Here is a 16,991-nt window from a genome sequence, read left to right as displayed (position 1 = left end):
GCACACAGAAGGCAGAGGATGACGAAAGCAACAGACGACACTCGCACCGACGAGACGCTGGATCGCGTACTCGCGAATGCAGAGCCGCGCACTGAGGCGCGGATATTTGGCGCTGCGCAGGCGCTGCAGGATGATGCGACCACCGCCCACACGAATCGGGACGGTGACCAATGGGATCTAGAAGACCGGCATGCGCTGCGGCGTGTCGTTGGGCTCTCCACAGAACTCGAAGACGTCACCGAGGTCGAATACCGTCAGCTCCGGCTGGAAAACGTCGTGCTGGTCGGCGTGTATCCGCAAGGCGCACAGACGGATGCCGAAAACTCACTGCGCGAACTGGCAGCCCTTGCCGAGACGGCGGGTGCTGTCGTTTTGGATGCGGTGTTGCAGCGGCGTCCGCATCCGGACCCGGCCACCTATCTCGGCCGTGGCAAGGCGCAGGAACTGAAGGACCTCGTCGCCGCGACCGGTGCTGACACCGTGATCGCCGACACTGAGCTTGCACCCAGCCAGCGGCGCGCCCTGGAGGATGTCGTCAAGGTGAAGGTGATCGACCGCACCACGGTGATCCTGGACATCTTCAGCCAACACGCGAAGAGTCGTGAGGGCAAGGCTCAGGTTGAGCTCGCCCAGCTCGAGTACCTGTTGCCGCGTCTGCGCGGTTGGGGTGACTCGATGAGCAGGCAGGCCGGTGGCCAGGTCGGCGCCGGGGGAGCGGGGATGGGATCGCGCGGTCCTGGTGAGACGAAGATCGAGCTCGATCGTCGTCGTATCCGCACCCGCATGGCGATCCTGCGCCGACAGATCCGCGATTTCGGGCCGTCACGCGTCGCCAAGCGCGCTGAACGCAAGCGCAACACGATTCCGTCTGTAGCGATCACCGGGTACACCAACGCGGGTAAATCGAGTCTGCTCAACGCACTCACCAGCGCTGGAGTGCTGGTCGAGAACGCGCTCTTCGCGACGCTGGATGCCACGGTGCGCCGCACTGAGACCTCTGATGGTCGCGTGTACACGTTCACCGACACTGTCGGGTTTGTGCGGAATCTTCCGCATCAACTGGTCGAGGCGTTCCGTTCGACGCTCGAGGAAGTCGCGGACTCCGACATCGTTCTGCATATCGTCGACGGATCGCATCCTGACCCCGCGGGGCAGTTGCTGACCGTACGCGACGTGATCGGGGATGTCGGAGCACGTGACCTTCCAGAAATCGTCGTGTTCAACAAGGCCGATCTGATCTCCGACGACGATCGTCTGGTGCTGCAGGGACTTGAACCTCACGCGCATTTCGTCTCGTCGCGTTCTGGTGAGGGCATTGAAGAACTGCGTGCTGCGATCGATGATGCGTTGCCGAAGCCTGCGGTGGAGGTGCATGCGCTCGTCCCATACGACCGGGGAGACCTGGTCGCCGCGGTTCATGAGACGGGGATGCTGCTGTCCTCGACGCACGGCGAGCACGGTACGAGCATCCACGCGCATGTCTCAGAGCGCCTTGCGGCTGAGCTGGCGCCGTTCACGCAGTGAGCTGACGTTGCCCGGATCAGGAGCTTGCGCCGAGATCAGGACGATTTCGGCGCATATCTCCTGATCTCGAGCGGATGTCCTGATCTCGGGCTGGTCGAAACGCTAGCTCGCGGTGAAGCGGCCCTCGACAGTGGCTGCGACCACGATGTCGTCGGGCTCGTACTCCATCGAAGGCCCAGAGTCGGCGGATGCGGAGAACGCCATGCCGCCGCGTGCTCTCATCGCCTGGAGCCCAGCGGGCGGCTGGTTGTTGGAGATGAGTCCGACATCGGCGATCTCCAGGGGAGTGACGCTACCGAGGCCCAGGGCGCTGGCGTACGCCTCGGCGCGGGCGACCGCGACACCGACGGCAGTGGAGGCTACTTCGCGCTCGATGCGGGCGCGAGTCTCGGGCGTGAGATGCCAGTTGACGCTGCCGACTTCGACGCCATCCCATGCGGAGATGTCTGACACCCAAATCGACAGTTCGGATGCTTCGGTGAAAGTCGCGCTGAAGTCGATGGTGGCGTGGTAAACCAGCGCGAGGCGCTTGCCCTCGTTGTTCCATGGGCGTTCGGCACGTACTGCCAGGCGCTTGCTGGTCCACTCGGCCACGGTGCCGGCATCCTTGCGTTCGGTGATGCTTGAGCGCAGCGGCTCGGCCAAGTTCATCGCCTGTTCGACGACTGTCGCACGGGCAGACCCCTCGGTGCGCACGGTGACGCGGATGGTAGCGCGTTCGGGCGCGATACGCGCCTCGTTCTCGCCGCGGACTGTGATGGTGACATCGCTCATGGGAGCGACTCTACGCCAGCCAGGAATAGCGTGACGCGCGGATCCGTTGTACTCTGTGATGCTCAGGTGTTTCGATGCCTGAGGTGATAAATCCACAGAGTGACAGCGGTCCCTTCGAGAGAAGGACCACGGGGCTGATCGGTTTCGACAGCGCCTGTGAATCCACGTGAAGCGGGCCGAGGATGCAGGGTTATCTCGTGAACGCTCCCTGCAAAACTATAGTTGCCGAAACAAAGCGCAACGACTTCGCCCTCGCTGCATAAGCGAGCCCGATAGTCCGTCAGACCGTATGTGATTCCGATACGGACCCTGGCGTCATTTAGGAATCTTGCTGTGTGATGGCGTTTGGACGTCACACGGGACTCTTCCCAGGCTGGGCTTGTCGACTTAGGTGTCTGTGACAAAGGTCGGAGCCGAGTAGAACGTCTGCACAGACTGCGCCCGGAGAATCCGTGGATACTCAGCGTTGGACGGGGGTTCGATTCCCCCCAGCTCCACCGTGCCGCTGTCACAAGATGAAGCCCCGCGATCCCTTGTAAACACTGGGATCGCGGGGCTCTGTCATTTGCGGCTGAAGCGGCAAAAAGGGCAGGTTCCCCCCCAGCCCTGCTGTGCCGCTGTCAATGATGAAGTCCCGAGATCTCATGTAAACACTGGGATCACGGCGGGCTTCGTCATGTGCGGTCGATTCGGCCGAGAAGGCCATTTGCCCACATTTTGCCCACATTTGTTTGAGCTTCTTGTTTCGGCGAGGCTCCTTTGAGGTGCCCGAACGGACCCTCGCTATTCGATCCTCAGCGCCACAGGCGACCACCATCGGCCGACAGGCTGCCTTCGTTCATGCGGGTGGCTACGTCGGCGAGATCGTTGTCGAAGACGTCGGCGTACGTGTCAAGCGTCATGGCTGCAGACTTGTGGCTGAGCATCCATTGCACAGCTTTGACATTTGCGCCGGAGGAAAAGGCGAGGCTCGCGGCCGAGTGGCGGAGGTCATGCGGAGTTGGGCGCACGATTTTCGCGACGGCGAGAGCGGTACTGAACCAAGACATAGTGCCGATGCTGGTCTTGGCGCGCCGGAGGTAGTTGCCGTCAGGGTCGGTGAAGACGACCCCGTCAGGACCTTTGCCGGCGCAGAGGTCAGTGTTCCACTCGCGGTGAGCCAGCGCTCTGCGCGCAGCAGAGCCGCTGTGACTTTGCGGGTTGAGCCGGGGCACCGGGCCAGGGCCGGATCATCCATAGAATTGGAGGCACTGACTGGCAAAGGAGCTGACGTGGCATCTGACCTCAAAACGCACAGAGGTGAGCGCGCTCGAGCATCGCTTGAGTACCTCGCGACGAACGCCACTGTTGATGAATACGTGCCGATCGCCCGAGTCTGGGAAGACGTACAGCATCGGATCCCATTCACGGAGCATGAGCGGGAACCTACCGCAAAGGGTCGTCCTCGCGGCGAGTCTGATTGGCGGTGGGCGAGCGCCTACCTTGCTCGCGCAGGCTGGCTTCGAAAGCATCCGGATGGTTCGGGTCTCTGGGCGATCACCTCGAGCGGACTCAGGGCGCTGGATGAGCATCCCGGTGATGCGCTCTACGTTGAGGCGGTGCGTTTGTACAATGCGGGCCGCCTCGAACTGCAGTCGAGCATCGATGAGTCGCTGCCGAATGTATGGGTAGTTGACAATGCTGCGGAGCGCCGACTACTCGGGGCTGCGCAGGTGTGGGTTGAGGAGGGATTGCGTTCGGCGGGATCGGTATTCGCCCCCGGACGTGCGGTGTGGGATCCCGAGACCGTGAACACGCTCCATGCCCGTTGGGCCAGCGCTGTGAAGGTCGACGGAAAGAATTTCGTGGAGAACCTCGCGCTGCAGATGGACGGTGCAAGCGACGCGGAGAAGCTCCTCATGGCTGAGGTCTTCTCGATCCAGATTCTGCCAATCTCTAAGGCAATCGGTCACGCGAAGAAAACAGCGAAGGTGCAGTCGGTACTCGACCTGATGGCCCATCCCGTCTCGATCCCGACTGCTTTCGATGAGGCGTTCGGTGGAGGTGCCTTCAACCCAGGCACAGGGATGCTCTCGCGTGTCAACCATGCGATCACGATCATCCTCAACCTCGCGAAAGCATGGGTTGCTCTCGAGAGCGAAGAACAAGAGCGCATCCTGGAGGACCCGCGCGCGTGGCGGGCATTTGTGCTGGGGATCGACGGCGACAGCTTCCCGACGCAGCGATACTCGCTCATGTATCTCGTACATCCGGGTTTCTTCGGACCGATCGTTTCGGAGGATCACCGTCGGCGTGTTCGTGCGACATTTATCGGAGAGATCGGGGGTGAGTTCGGTGAAGACCTTGATGATGATCTGCAGCGGATCGTAATCGCGCTCCAGATGAAAGTCGGCAAGCCGATCGATTTCTACGCTCGTCCGCTCCGCGATCGCTGGATGCCGGACCAGAATCCGGTCGTTGCAGCCGACGACCAGCAAAGTGCGATGGATACGGCGGACCCGGAGCAAAGCGAACTCGACTTGGTCGATCCTCGTGGGTTCACGCCTGAGGGTATCGACGTCACCGCGTTGAGCAAAGAAGTGGACCTGGACTCGGAGTGGATCAGCAGAGTGGTCGGCGCCCTTCATCGCCGAGGCCAGGTAATTTTGTACGGACCGCCCGGAACCGGCAAGACGTTCGTCGCCAAGGCGCTGACGCGTGCTGTGACCGGCCGACAGGATGCCGCGCGGCGCATTCAGTTCCACCCTTCGTACACGTACGAGGACTTCTTTGCCGGGTATCGTCCGAGGGAGAAGAACGGCCAGCTTGTGTTCGAGCTGGTCAAGGGGCCTTTGAGGCGTATTGCGGAGGATGCGCGCAAGGATCCGGATATTGCGCACGTGCTCCTGATCGATGAGATTAACCGGGCCAACCTGTCGAAGGTATTCGGTGAGCTCTACTATTTGCTCGAGTACCGAGATGAGCCGATTGACCTTCTATACGCGGGGTCGGGGACCGATGGTGGCGACACCTTCGCGTTGCCTCCGAACGTGCTCATTATTGGCACGATGAACACTGCGGATCGCTCGATCGCGTTGCTCGACTCTGCGATGCGGCGCCGGTTCTCGTTCTTCGAACTTCACCCCGACGTCGCACCTGTCGCCGGTATCCTCGAGCGTTGGGTCGAGCGGTATCCCCAGACCCTCCCGCTTCCAGAACTGTTCGCAGAACTTAACTCTCGGATTCGTGACCGTGAGGATCGGATTGGTCCGAGTCACCTGTTGCGGCAGGAAAATCTCACTGAAGCCGATCTCGCCGCGATTTGGGCTGAGAATCTTCTTCCTCTCCTCGAGGAACGCCATCTTGGCGTGCAAATGGACGTGGGAGCGAAGTTCGCGCTCAAGACGCTGCTGCGAGCTGTCTCTGCGACGAGGGCTGACACCGTCGCGGAGGCTTACGGCGACTCATCGGTCGTGTCGGGTGACGATTGACGCGGAGATGACGACGCGGACTTACATCGCAGAGAAAGGCCGGACTCATATCCGCCTGACCCTTAACCAGGCGAGGGACATTCAGGCGCTGGAATTCTGTCGTGTGACGCCGACCCAGACTGAGGGGCAGTGGGTAGTAACCGATGTCAAAAAGGTAGGTGTTGCCGTCGTCGATGGGCTGACTCTGCACGTCGTGCCCAAGACGCCGCTTGAGAACATTGTGTACATGGCGTCCCTCGGTGAATACGAGTTGCGCATAGACGACGAGACAGCTCAGGGGATCGACGACGCGCTACCCACAGCGATCGCCAGTGCCTTCCTCATCGAGGTAGAGCGTGCCACGCGGCGTGGGTTAGTGAAGGGATACAGAACAGTCGAGGAGTCCGCGGCCGTCGTGCGTGGACGCTGGGACATTGCACGGCAACTCGCTGTGCGCCCTGGCATCCCGCTGCCTTTGGAAATTGAATTCGATGACTTCACCGACGACATTCTCGAAAACGAGATCCTTACGTCCGCGCTGCGAGTGGTCAGCGGTATCGATGCGCTTCCATCGGCAACTGCGGCGCGTCTCCGCCAACTCCAAGTGACTTTCGCTGACGTCGCGCCGCTCCCGCGTGGCGTCCCGATCCCGGAGCGCCCGCTCACGCCGCTCACTCAGCACTACGCTGCAGCGTTGCGGCTCGCCCGCGTCATCCTAGAGTCGGTCTCTTGGACTCACCGGCACGGTGCGCATGGCGGCGGTACGTTCCTCGTCAATATGGCTGAAGTGTTTGAAAAGTACGTTGCGAGCCGCCTTAGTACGGAGTTGGACCGTGACGGCATGCTACTGACAACTCAAGATAGACGTTGGTGGTTGGACACCGATCGTACCGTTGCGCTGAAGCCAGACATTGTCGTCTCGCGTGAGGCGGATGTCGTCACCGTGGCTGATACCAAGTACAAGGTCATCGGTGACGATGGGAACGCGGCGACGAATGCCGACGTCTATCAGGCGGTTGCCTATGCGCTCGCGCTTGGCGTCCCGGACGCCCACCTCATCTATGTGTCCGGCGACGTCATCGCCAGGGTGTTGCGAATCCCTACCGCTGGAATCAGCGTGCACCTCCACGCGGTGTCACTCGATGGCTCGCCTCAGGAGATCGCGGGGCGCGTCGCCGCACTTGCACAATCAATTGCAGACTCCTCAAGTGCGGAGAGCCGTGCCCACATTCTGTCGACACCCGGCAGAGAATGAGCAAGATTGAGCCCAAATCAGAGCAGACCATTGAAGTGACGTCCGCTGAGTGGTGGTGTTTCTCCCTGCCAGCACTTGGTCACCTGGATGACCGCAAACCGTGCCGCCGTATCTCCCGCCAAGTCGAGCACTAACATGGGAACACTACGAGAGGAGCTGTGGTGACGGAGCTGTCCCATTTTCAGCGGACCCTGACTGAGTTGATCCGTGCTCGAAACCCCGTTTTGCTTGTAGAAACCCAGGAGCCCGATCGGGTATTGGATGCGCTCGACGATCTGCTCGCAAAGGGCGCGATCCCTCGTGGCCGTGCCGTCCGGTCCTACACGCTGACCAGTGGGCTGCACGCTCGGCAAGGCGCGGCAGGCAAGCGCGTCGTCCCTGAGGAGGCCTTGCTCGATGCTATGAAGGCGACCGAACCAACGGTCTTCGTCTTTCAGGATGTCCACCATCAGCTCGGAGTGAGCGGCCGGCCGGCTGAGCCCGGACTCGTTCGGGCGATCCTCGACGTCGCATCAGCGTTCAAGGGCGGTGCGGTCCCGCACACCTTGATTCTGGTCGCGCCTGGACTTACCCTTCCCATCGACCTCGAAAAGGTTGTCACAGTGGTCGATCTCCCGCTCCCGAGCGCGGTAGAGATTTCGACAGCGTTGGAGAGCTTCCTCGCGGCGAACCGCGACGCTATCCGCGTCGAGCTCGATGGCCCAGAACGTGAACGACTCATCCAAGCGGCGCAAGGACTCACGCTAGGTGAGGCGGAGAACGCCTTCGCACGCGCAATCGTCACGGACCGTGTTCTCAATGCGGATGACATCGCGCTCATACTCGAAGAGAAGCGCCAGACGATTCGTAAGTCAGGCCTGCTTGAGTTCATCCCTCCCGCCTCCGGCCTCGGTGATGTCGGCGGCCTCGACAACCTCAAGAAGTGGCTCATCAAGCGCGATGGTGCCTGGCTCCCGGAGGCTGCCGAGTGGACGGTGCCCGCGCCGAAGGGACTGCTCATCACAGGTGTGCCGGGTTGTGGCAAGAGCCTCACTGCTGCGGCCGTTTCGTCGCAATGGGGACTTCCGTTGCTCCGCCTCGATGTGGGTCGAGTTTTCTCAGGCCTCGTCGGTTCAAGCGAACAGAACATGCGTAACGCTCTCAAGCTCGCGGAGGCAGTCGCCCCGTCGATTCTCTGGATCGATGAGATTGAGAAGGGATTCGGATCGGCATCCTCAGGAGGAGGCGACTCCGGGACGAGCTCGCGAGTTTTCGGCACCTTCCTGACATGGATGCAGGAGAAAAAAAGTTCAGTGTTCGTCATCGCGACCGCTAACAAGATCGATGCGCTTCCGCCTGAGTTTCTCCGGAAAGGGCGCTTCGACGAGATCTTCTTCGTCGACCTGCCGACACACGCAGAACGCGAATCGATCTGGGAACTGCATCTCGGCAAGCACCTCACGCCGCCTTCCAGAGCTGGCGGCCAGATTGACCTTTCGTCGCCGACATTCGCGGAGTTGGCGGCTGCTAGCGAAGGGTTCTCCGGCGCGGAGATTGCTCAGGCTGTCATCAGCGGGTGTTTTGACGCGTTCGCGGAACGCAGAGCTGTTGTTATCGAGGATCTGCTCCGAACAATCGCACAGACTGTTCCCTTGTCGGTGACTCAGGCAGAGCAGATCACCCGCATTCGCGAATGGGCCGAGAGTCGCGCGGTGTCGGCGACCTCGGAAGCGGCCCGTGGTGCATACGAGTCCGACGCTCCCACCGACCCGAAGGACGTCTCGTCCTGGCGGGGTGGGCGAGCGATCGAGTTTTAGGGAGATCCATGAGCGTTGAGGTGTTGCTGATCCCTCTGGGCATCGCCGCCTACGGTGCTATCGCGACGTGGGCTAAAGAGGCCCGATCGATAGACCTTTGTGAGAAGTGCAAGACGACGCGCATCATGCAGATGCCCTTGTTGGTCGAGGCTGTGACCGCGATGGGAGTCGTGGTCACATCGCAAACCGAAGATCGACTGACTGGCGCAAGTGCTTGGGGTCCTCTCACGTTCCAGAAAGTCGGGGACCTTTTTCTCGGGCGGGTCGACGGGAATAATGAGGATGCCACGCAATCGATGCTGGCTGCCCTCGACGTGCAGATCGGTCGTATCGCGCAGCTTCGCACCGCAGAACTCGTCGTGCAACGTGCGAAGGAGTTGGGGTTCCGGCTGATCGAACAGCGCGATGAGGACGGCGCATTGAACTATGTATTCGAGGAGACCGCATGACGCGCAAACTAATGATCTCGATTCTTCCCGATGGCACAATCAACGCTGAGGCGAGCGGCACGCCTGGGCCAGACTGTTTGAGCGCCATCGACCAACTGAAGCATCTGCTAAATGCGGAAGCATCTGACTCAAAACCGACGCCCGAATTCGGTGTGTCCGCGGCGCCTGTCAAACTGCTTCGCGAGGAAGACCTTCGACTGGAGGACCGAGCATGACCACTGCTGAGGAACTGCTCTGCAGCCGCAAATGGCGACTGAGCCATGGTCTCTGGATGCTTTTCGGCTGGTTCCCTTTCGCGTTCGCTGCATGGATCGGCTACATGGTGATCGGAGTCAAGGCCAGAAACTGGAAGTGGATTGCTATTTCCATTGCCTTCTTCGCCTTTGGCTCGGTTGTATTCGCGGTCATGATGTGGGTTGGCGGGGAGACGAACACGCAAAAGGGCGAGTCCTTGCCCGAGCCATACGACACCTACTCGAGCATCGCGATGTGGAGCAGCATCATAGTCTGGATCGGAAACGCCGCGGGGGTGCAATGGTGGATTAACCGCAAGTGGCTTGTGTGGCGCGCACATAACGACAAGAGCATTTCGACACCCTGGTACGCAACGGCGACGGCAAGTGGGCCTGTGAATCCACAGCCTAATCCGCAGCGAGTCGCATCGCTGCTCGAGACAACCCTACTGAATGGGTCAGAATCGCGTTTGCCCGGGACTGGTGAGCCCGCACCGATCGCCGCGTCGAGCTATCCGTCGCCGCCGAGTGTTTTTAACGCACCGAGCGTGACACCTGCTTCCGCCACGCTCGACATCAACACCGCTACCCTGGGCGACCTCGCCGCATTGCCAGGGTTCGACTTGGCGACCGCGGCGCAGGTAGTTGCGGCACGTGATCAGGCGGGTGGTTTCCGCGACACTTCGGACCTCGTGACACGGGCAGGGGTGAAGCCGCATGTGCTCGCAGGGGTGCTCGGCCGAATCACTGTGGGTGCGATGACGGGCTTCACCGCGCCAACCTCCGCGCCGCGCGTCGTTCCCGGTCCGGACAATGGTCGACGCCTCGAGTTTTAAAGGGCTACTCCGCGTCGCTCGTGTGATCAACAAGACGAGCGCGGAGGGTCCGGGCAGGCGAACGGCGCTGTGGGTTCAAGGCTGCTCGATCCGTTGCAGGGGATGCATCAATCCTCATCTTTTCTCGGTGAGTGGTGGCTCACTCACGTCACCGGCGATCGTCATCGAGTCGGCACTGGCCGCGGGGGACGAGGGCCTGACGCTGCTCGGCGGCGAACCTCTCGACCAAGTCGAGGCGGTCACTAACCTCGCCCGTCTGGCTCAGGACGCGGGGCTTGGCGTCATCTGCTTCACTGGCTACACGATGGAGACCATCGTTGCGTCGCTTCCCGGCAAGGATCTACTTCGCTACGTCGATCTTCTGATCGACGGTCCCTACCTGGCGGGCGCCGCCGAGGCTGAGCGTGCTTTGGTCGGTTCGACCAACCAACGATTCATTCACCTTACCGACCGCTACGCCGACTATGAACCCGAGCGCACGGCAGACCAGGTAGAGCTGCGAATCCTGCCGACGGGCGAAGTATCCATGGCCGGGTTTGTCACCACTCAGCGCCTCGCGGAACTCGCGAGCGCCCTGGGGGCTCGTCGATCGCTGAAGTCATCGGAGCATTCGAGCCCTAGGCCAATTTGATCGTCGCATGTGGACTCAGCGCGAACCCGCGGATCGGAGAAGCCAGTGTTCTGAGTGCAAGAAGACCGTGCTGAGTGCGTGTTTGCGCCTGGGACGGGCGAGATGACACCCTGCTTAGGTGGAGTACCCGCCGCAATGGTACCGAGAGTTCAAATCGCTCCGTCTCCGCTACACCCCGTGATCAGATGCTATTTTCACACCCTCTGCATTTGGTCTATATCAAATTGCCCACGGACTTGTGGGCGGAAGGCATCGGACTCGCGCCGTGAGCGGAACATTGGATTCATGTCTAAGCATTCTTCAGCGCGGCGCTTGCTGCTGCGAGTGATCGAATCCTGCGTACTTACGGTTGAGGCATTGTCGGCGGAGAAATCTGTGCCCACATTTTGCCCACAACTCAACAACATCGAACCGGACCGAGACAGATCCAGAGAGTATGCAGACCGGCGGTAAACCGCGGAATTCCGCCCTTCCTCGACCCAAACAGATCGAGATGGAACGAGACCGACGCCCACCGACCGAGTTCGATTCCCCCAGCTCCACCGTGCCGCTGTCACAAGATGAAGGCCCTCCTCCTCGGTGAAAACCGAGGAGGAGGGCCTTTGCTGTCTGCATCCGGCCTGTCCAGCTCGTCATTCGCCGGAGCGGAGTCGAGCAAGCCTCTTAGGGATCAGCCGCGCGGCTTCTTCGCCGGCGGAGTTGCCGGCGTAGCACGAGATACGGTCGGCGAGGCGGTTGCGGCCTCCGACGCGGAAGAGGTGCCGTACGCGTTCGTCGCGGTCACGGTGACCGTGTAGGTGACTCCATTGCGCAGCGCATCCAGCGTGGCGGTGAGGGCGGCCGTCTCGACGATGACGGGAACTGCCTGCTTCGACTTGCCCTTGTCGATGACGGGGGTCGCCAGGACGGTGTACCCCGAGATCGGCGAGTGCCCGTCGGCGACCGGTGTCTGCCATGTGACCGTGGCGCTCGCATCGCCGGATGTGACCTGAACGGCGACGGGCTCGCTGGGCGCGGTCGGCTGCGGCTGTTCGAAACTCACACGGTCAACCGCCCAGAATGCGCTGTTCGTGCCCGTGTACCGGAAACGGAACTGTGCGCTCTCGGCGCTCTGCGGCACGTCGAACGTCAGCCGCTCGTTGGCATTGGTGTTGCGCTCATAGCTCTTGATCAGCACGGGCTCGCCGCCGTCGAAGCTGACCAGAACCTCTGCCGACTGGGGGCCGTCGATGTAGTAGGTCGAGGCGAAGGCGAGGGTGGCGTTCGCAGCCCCGGTCAGGGAGTACGACGGGCTGATCAGAGTGGAGTCGAACTGGCCGTTCGCGTGGGGCAGGTCGTCCCACTCGTCGGAGTCGGCGACGGCGAAGACGTTGCGGCTGCGCACGTTGTTCTCACGGTTCTGGCCGCGGTCGACGTTTGAGAAGAACTCGTCTGTGGTGAAGGACCAGCCGGCCCATTCGCGCACACCGCCCTCCGGCATCGCGGAGTTGTCGATGCTCCATCCTTCGGGCGTCTCATGCGTCCACCCGAGCGTATCGGCGCCGGGGGCCGTCTCATCGAGCTGCGTCCGCAGGGCAGATCGAACGCTGTCGAAGTCGTCCGCCTTCAGATCGTCGAGGGCGATGCCGTCCAGATTCCAAGCAGCCTCCGGCTCGATGCCTACGGCGTCGAGCACGGTCGGTGCGATATCGACGAGCTTGGCATCATGACGCACCGATCCGGGCTCGATCCCGGGGCCCGAAGCGATGACGAAGGTCTTGCGCTCGGCGGGAGTATTGCCTCCGTGACCACCGGTGGGCATGTGTCCGTGGTCCGAGGTCACCATGATGAGCCAGTCCTCCTGCGCGCGTGTGGCGCGCGAATCGATGGCCGCGATCATCTCGCCGATCTGCGCGTCGGCGCGCTGGAGCGCGGGGCCGTAGACGGCACCGTCTGTGCCGCCCGAGTGGCCGGCGCCGTCGACCTCGTCGAGGTGGACGAAGAGATCGTCCGTCGCCGGCTCCGACAGCGCGGCCACGGCCTTGGTCGTCGTGCCGGCGTCACCGCCGCCGATGACCCGCTCATCCACGGCCGGCCCGAATACGTTCTGGGCGACGGGGCCCCATGTGCCGATGACCATCGTGGAGCGCTCAGGCGATACCTGCTCGATGCGGGTGAGGTAGTCGGGGAACTCCTCGAAGTTCGGTGCACTGAAGGCGTTGTCGATGACCTCGTGCTTGTCGGGCCAGACTCCAGTGGCGATGGTCGACCAGCCGGGTCCGGAGACGGTGGGAGCCATCGGCTGCGCGTACAGGTTGCTCGTCGCGGTCAGGCCAGCGGTGCGCAGCGCGGCGAGAGTCGGCATGTCCGCAGGTGCGAGGAAGTCGAAGCTCGCGCCGTCGATGCCGACGACGAGGGTCTTCACCTCGCGCGGGGCATCGGCTGCGGGCGTGGTCGCAGCGGCCGTTGTCGGCACGGCTGAGGCACCGGCGACGAGGATGGCGGAGACCAGAACGGTCGGAACGACGCGCGGGGCGCGTTTCGGCGAGGACATAGGTGGATCCTTCGGGGAGCGTGCGAAACGAACAGCGGACGCCGTCGCAAACTCCACTATCGATGGTGGCCACACACTGTCGAACGCGTTTCGGCAAGGTGTATTGAGATGTTCCCCTGGTGTTCAGCGAGGGGTCAGCGGCGATGCGCGGGGATGTCTGAACAACCGGCGGCGATGCGCGCGAACTGTGCTCAGTTGGTCAGGGGATGTGCCAACTCGAGGAACGCCTCATGCAGAATGCCGTTGGTTGCGAGCGACGAACGATCCGAGATTGTGTCGGCACCGTCGAAGGACGTGAAAGTTCCACCGGCTTCACGCACGATGGGCACCGCCGCGGCGATGTCGTACTCCTTGACGTCGAACTCGGCAACCATTTCCAGTCGCCCCTCGGCGAGAAGCATGTACGCGTAGACGTCTCCGTAGGCCCGATCGCGCCACACACGATCGGCGACGCGCAGCAGCGTGGGCAGGTGTCCGGCATCCGCCCACTGGGTAATGCTCTGGAAACTGACGGCAGCCTCATCGAGTGATGCCACCGCTGACGTTGTGACGCGCCGCGGTGAAGCATCCGTCGTGGTCCATGCGCCACTGCCCGTTGCGGCCCACCAGCGGCGGCCGAGGGCCGGCATGCTGACGACGCCGACCTGCGGTACCCCATCAATTGCGAGCGCGATCATCGTGCCCCACAGCGGAACTCCGCGCATGAAATTTGCGGTGCCGTCGATTGGGTCGATGATCCACTGGCGATGGGTGCTGCCTTCGACACCGAACTCTTCGCCGAAGATGCCATCACCGGGGCGCTCATCTGCCAGTAACGCCCGAATGGCACGCTCTGTGGCGAGATCTGCATCGGTGACGTGTGTGCGATCGACCTTGGTTGAGATCTTGAGATCGGCGGCATCGAAGCGCGGGAGGGACTGTGCATCGGCGGCATCAGCGAGCCTGAGTGCGAGTTCGAGGTCGTCCGAAAAATCAGTCATAATGGGGGAGGCGCTCACGTTCTTAGGATACTGGGCGCCGCGCCACGCCGGTTCTCCGCTCGATTTCACCTGAGCTTGAATCGCTGGTAATGTAATTGCTCGGCCGGGAAATCCCAGCCACGCACCTCTAGCTCAATCGGCAGAGCAATTGACTCTTAATCAATGGGTTTCGGGTTCAAGTCCCGAGGGGTGCACGGATAAGCCTCGAAGACACTCTCGCCAGTGTCTTCGAGGCTTTTCTGCTTTGACCCGCGGTCGGCGTGTGGGCTTAGGGTTATAGGGCAAAAAGAGTGGATGGCTCGGGCGTGTCAGCTGCGACCTGCGTGTCTGAGTGCTCTGGCTATAAGCGGGCGTAGCGCGCGCGGAAGAGGCAGAACACGCTGTATGCGATAAAGCCGACGCCGACCAGACCAACGAGAAGCGGGCCATAAGCGACGCCAAGAAGAGCTTGAATGGCGCCGTCGAGCCCACCTGCATTGGATGCGTCAACTTTCGCCGCGGCGACGACCGTCAAGAATCCGACGATGGTCAGCGCCACGCCCTTAGCGATGAATCCGAATACTCCGAGTGCGGTCACAACGGTGCCCACAGGATTCGCAGGTATCGATAGCTTCTTCTTAAAACTGCGCAGCGCGCCCATCACCACGAATGAGACGCCGCCGATGCCAATCCCCACCCCGAGGATGCCGAGTATGACCGGACCCCCGGGCAACAACAGCACGCCTCGGCTGGCTGTCTCTGCGGACTCCTCGCTGTCGACCCGTGCACCGAGCGCGACAGCACCGGCGACTATGCCCAGCACAATGAATATGAGCGACTGACCCCATTCTGAGACGCGGCGACCCCATTTCTTGGCTGAGCCCTTGGCGTCGCCATCCGGATCCCGCGCGAGAATACCTTCGAGAGCGTGCCATATCCCGAGCGCACACAGTGCGACTGCCAGCGCCCAGAGAGCGACAAACCCGAGCGGTGCGGCGGCGATTGCCATGAATGCACCCGACTGATCGCTCGCGCCTTTTCCGCCGAATGCAATGACAATGACGATGACACCGATAAGCAGGTGTACGACACCATTCGCGGCATAGCCAACACGCGCCAGAACACGCAAGGTGGTACTTGACTCGGCCTTACGTGCAGCCCGCTTCGGTGCGGCAGTCCCCATGCGCTTAGGTTATCGTTGCGCCCGGCGGGATTCTATATCGAATGGTTCTCATCGTAGGTTCACCGGAGAGCATCCTCATCTTCGCTCCTGAGGATGCTGTTCCGAGTAGCGACCGCGCTCGGCATCCGAAATGTGCTGCCGGCGCGATGGCAGCTCAGGACCGATCCTTCGCCGGTGAACGATTCTCGGCGCTGACCATCCAGGCGAACTGTTCCAACTTCTCAATCACGGCGTGCAGGATATCTGCGCTCGTCGGATCTTCCTCGTCGACGGCGTCGTGTACGTCGCGCATCGTCGCGACAGTCCTCTCGAGTCGAACGGTGATGAGGTCGACAGTCTCACTCGTATCGATCTCTCCTTGCGGGTACTCGGGCAACGTCGTAGTTGCCGCAACAGTATCGCTTCGTCCGTCGGGCACCGCGTGAAGCGCTCGCATTCGCTCCGCGACGGTGTCACTGAAGGTGCGTGCAGCGTCGATGATGTCATCGAGTTGACGGTGCGTGTCGCGGAAATTTCTACCGACAACGTTCCAGTGCGCCTGCTTTCCCTGCATCTGCAGCTCGAGTAGATCCACGAGCACAGCTTGCAGCTTCAGGCCGAGATCTTTGGACGCGACGAAGCCTTTCTCCGCATTCTGACGTCGTGCGGTCTTCGCTCCGGTACCACCGGGCGCGGCTTGCTTTTTAGGGGCGGTTTTTGTTGTCTTGGTCATGATGATTCGGTCCTCCTAACGGGAGATTATGGGCTGGTTCGTTCCGGGCGATTCGGGTGACTCACGCCGCTATGCTCTGCTTCTCGAACCTGCCGAAGCATCTCGTCAGCATCCGCTTGTTCGTCGACCGGGTACGTGACGGCATGGTCGCTGTGGATGACCGCTCCATCACTCAGTGCTGCGGACTTGATCTGCCGTTTGCCCAGAATATGGTGCACGTCGTCGCCGCGGGCGAGGAGGTGATCGGTGATAATCCGTCGGTGGCACCGCCACCAGACCGCTTCCGAACACATCAGCGCTGTTTGGTGTGCCGCGCCCTGTTCACGGAGCACATCCAACGCGTCTCGAAATTCCGTAGAGAGCGCATGGTCCGCATAGTTGTGGAAGCTCCGGTTCTCCCACCAGCCGTTCACTTCGAATGGCACGTCTTTGTTCACGGGTCGGCGCCCCGTGAGCGCGTCCAGCCGAATCAGATCCATTCCGCGTTCATTGAGGGAAGCCCCGAGTGCGTCTTCATTGAACTGTGGGTACTTGGACGAGCCTGGTAGCTTGCGAACGTCGAGAACCTGCGTAATTGCGCTCTCTTTAAGGAGCTCCCCGAATTCTTCGAGGGGACGGTTCGAGTGACCGATTGTGAAGAACAGCGTGGCATTCACG

At 61.7% G+C, this 16,991-nt stretch carries 15 protein-coding genes, 1 tRNA gene and 1 other RNA gene; 10 read left to right on the top strand and 7 right to left on the bottom strand.

Annotated elements, in window-relative coordinates; all coding sequences use genetic code 11:
• The first annotated feature begins 18 nt into the window (after nt 1-18).
• The gene (gene hflX, locus ACSU1G_RS03235; protein WP_439278446.1) at nt 19-1,524 is read left to right on the top strand and encodes a GTPase HflX; all 1,506 of its coding nucleotides are present in this window, start codon (nt 19-21) and stop codon (nt 1,522-1,524) included.
• A 102-nt stretch (nt 1,525-1,626) separates the two neighbouring features.
• Here the strand turns inward: hflX and ACSU1G_RS03230 are convergent, their stop codons facing one another.
• Nucleotides 1,627-2,298, bottom strand: coding sequence for an SIMPL domain-containing protein (locus ACSU1G_RS03230; protein ID WP_439278445.1), 672 nt, complete (start codon nt 2,296-2,298; stop codon nt 1,627-1,629).
• Between the two features lie 130 nt (nt 2,299-2,428).
• On the opposite strand from ACSU1G_RS03230, the gene ssrA reads away from it, so the two are divergent.
• Nucleotides 2,429-2,798: a transfer-messenger RNA gene (ssrA, locus tag ACSU1G_RS03225) on the top strand.
• Between the two features lie 294 nt (nt 2,799-3,092).
• Here the strand turns inward: ssrA and ACSU1G_RS03220 are convergent.
• Nucleotides 3,093-3,512: a tyrosine-type recombinase/integrase gene (locus ACSU1G_RS03220; RefSeq protein WP_439278444.1), complete on the bottom strand. Its 420-nt coding sequence runs from the start codon at nt 3,510-3,512 to the stop codon at nt 3,093-3,095.
• A gap of 57 nt (nt 3,513-3,569) precedes the next feature.
• On the opposite strand from ACSU1G_RS03220, the gene ACSU1G_RS03215 reads away from it, so the two are divergent.
• The 7 genes from ACSU1G_RS03215 to ACSU1G_RS03185 all read left to right on the top strand — a co-directional run bounded on the left by ACSU1G_RS03215 (nt 3,570) and on the right by ACSU1G_RS03185 (nt 10,947).
• Entirely contained in the window at nt 3,570-5,768 is a 2,199-nt protein-coding gene (locus ACSU1G_RS03215; protein ID WP_439278443.1) for an McrB family protein, read from the top strand.
• The gene (locus tag ACSU1G_RS03210) at nt 5,758-7,002 is read left to right on the top strand and encodes an McrC family protein (RefSeq protein WP_439278442.1); all 1,245 of its coding nucleotides are present in this window, start codon (nt 5,758-5,760) and stop codon (nt 7,000-7,002) included. The genes ACSU1G_RS03215 and ACSU1G_RS03210 overlap by 11 nt, the downstream gene beginning before the upstream one ends.
• A gap of 161 nt (nt 7,003-7,163) precedes the next feature.
• Entirely contained in the window at nt 7,164-8,798 is a 1,635-nt protein-coding gene (locus ACSU1G_RS03205) for an AAA family ATPase (protein WP_439278441.1), read from the top strand.
• Between the two features lie 8 nt (nt 8,799-8,806).
• A complete protein-coding gene (locus tag ACSU1G_RS03200; RefSeq protein ID WP_439278440.1) occupies nt 8,807-9,247 on the top strand; it encodes a hypothetical protein in 441 nt (146 codons plus the stop codon).
• Entirely contained in the window at nt 9,244-9,462 is a 219-nt protein-coding gene (locus ACSU1G_RS03195) for a DUF2997 domain-containing protein (RefSeq protein ID WP_439278439.1), read from the top strand. The genes ACSU1G_RS03200 and ACSU1G_RS03195 overlap by 4 nt, the downstream gene beginning before the upstream one ends.
• Nucleotides 9,459-10,316 (top strand): ComEA family DNA-binding protein, encoded by an 858-nt coding sequence (locus ACSU1G_RS03190; RefSeq protein ID WP_439278438.1) that lies wholly within the window; start codon nt 9,459-9,461, stop codon nt 10,314-10,316. Before ACSU1G_RS03195 ends, ACSU1G_RS03190 begins: the two co-directional genes overlap by 4 nt.
• A gap of 22 nt (nt 10,317-10,338) precedes the next feature.
• Nucleotides 10,339-10,947: a 4Fe-4S single cluster domain-containing protein gene (locus ACSU1G_RS03185; protein WP_439278437.1), complete on the top strand. Its 609-nt coding sequence runs from the start codon at nt 10,339-10,341 to the stop codon at nt 10,945-10,947.
• Between the two features lie 670 nt (nt 10,948-11,617).
• Here ACSU1G_RS03185 and ACSU1G_RS03180 read toward each other — a convergent pair.
• Together ACSU1G_RS03180 and ACSU1G_RS03175 are read right to left on the bottom strand one after the other, a co-directional pair.
• Nucleotides 11,618-13,480, bottom strand: a complete 1,863-nt coding sequence (locus ACSU1G_RS03180) for an alkaline phosphatase family protein (RefSeq protein ID WP_439278436.1) — start codon at nt 13,478-13,480, stop codon at nt 11,618-11,620.
• Between the two features lie 191 nt (nt 13,481-13,671).
• The gene (locus ACSU1G_RS03175; protein WP_439278686.1) at nt 13,672-14,460 is read right to left on the bottom strand and encodes an inositol monophosphatase family protein; all 789 of its coding nucleotides are present in this window, start codon (nt 14,458-14,460) and stop codon (nt 13,672-13,674) included.
• Nucleotides 14,461-14,581: 121 nt separating this feature from the next.
• Between ACSU1G_RS03175 and ACSU1G_RS03170 the strand changes: the two genes are divergently transcribed.
• Nucleotides 14,582-14,654, top strand: a tRNA-Lys gene (locus tag ACSU1G_RS03170).
• A gap of 146 nt (nt 14,655-14,800) precedes the next feature.
• Here ACSU1G_RS03170 and ACSU1G_RS03165 read toward each other — a convergent pair.
• The 3 genes from ACSU1G_RS03165 to ACSU1G_RS03155 all read right to left on the bottom strand — a co-directional run bounded on the left by ACSU1G_RS03165 (nt 14,801) and on the right by ACSU1G_RS03155 (nt 16,990).
• A complete protein-coding gene (locus ACSU1G_RS03165) occupies nt 14,801-15,622 on the bottom strand; it encodes a DUF1206 domain-containing protein (protein WP_439278435.1) in 822 nt (273 codons plus the stop codon).
• A gap of 154 nt (nt 15,623-15,776) precedes the next feature.
• On the bottom strand, nt 15,777-16,334 hold the full coding sequence (locus tag ACSU1G_RS03160; RefSeq protein ID WP_439278434.1) for a Dps family protein: 558 nt from the start codon (nt 16,332-16,334) through the stop codon (nt 15,777-15,779).
• A gap of 26 nt (nt 16,335-16,360) precedes the next feature.
• Nucleotides 16,361-16,990, bottom strand: a complete 630-nt coding sequence (locus tag ACSU1G_RS03155; protein ID WP_439278433.1) for a DUF488 domain-containing protein — start codon at nt 16,988-16,990, stop codon at nt 16,361-16,363.
• Nucleotide 16,991: the final 1 nt, after the last annotated feature.

Source organism: Microbacterium sp. A93, from assembly GCF_051842835.1.
Note: the sequence above shows the minus strand (reverse complement) of the source record. Positions and strands in the feature narration are given on the sequence as shown.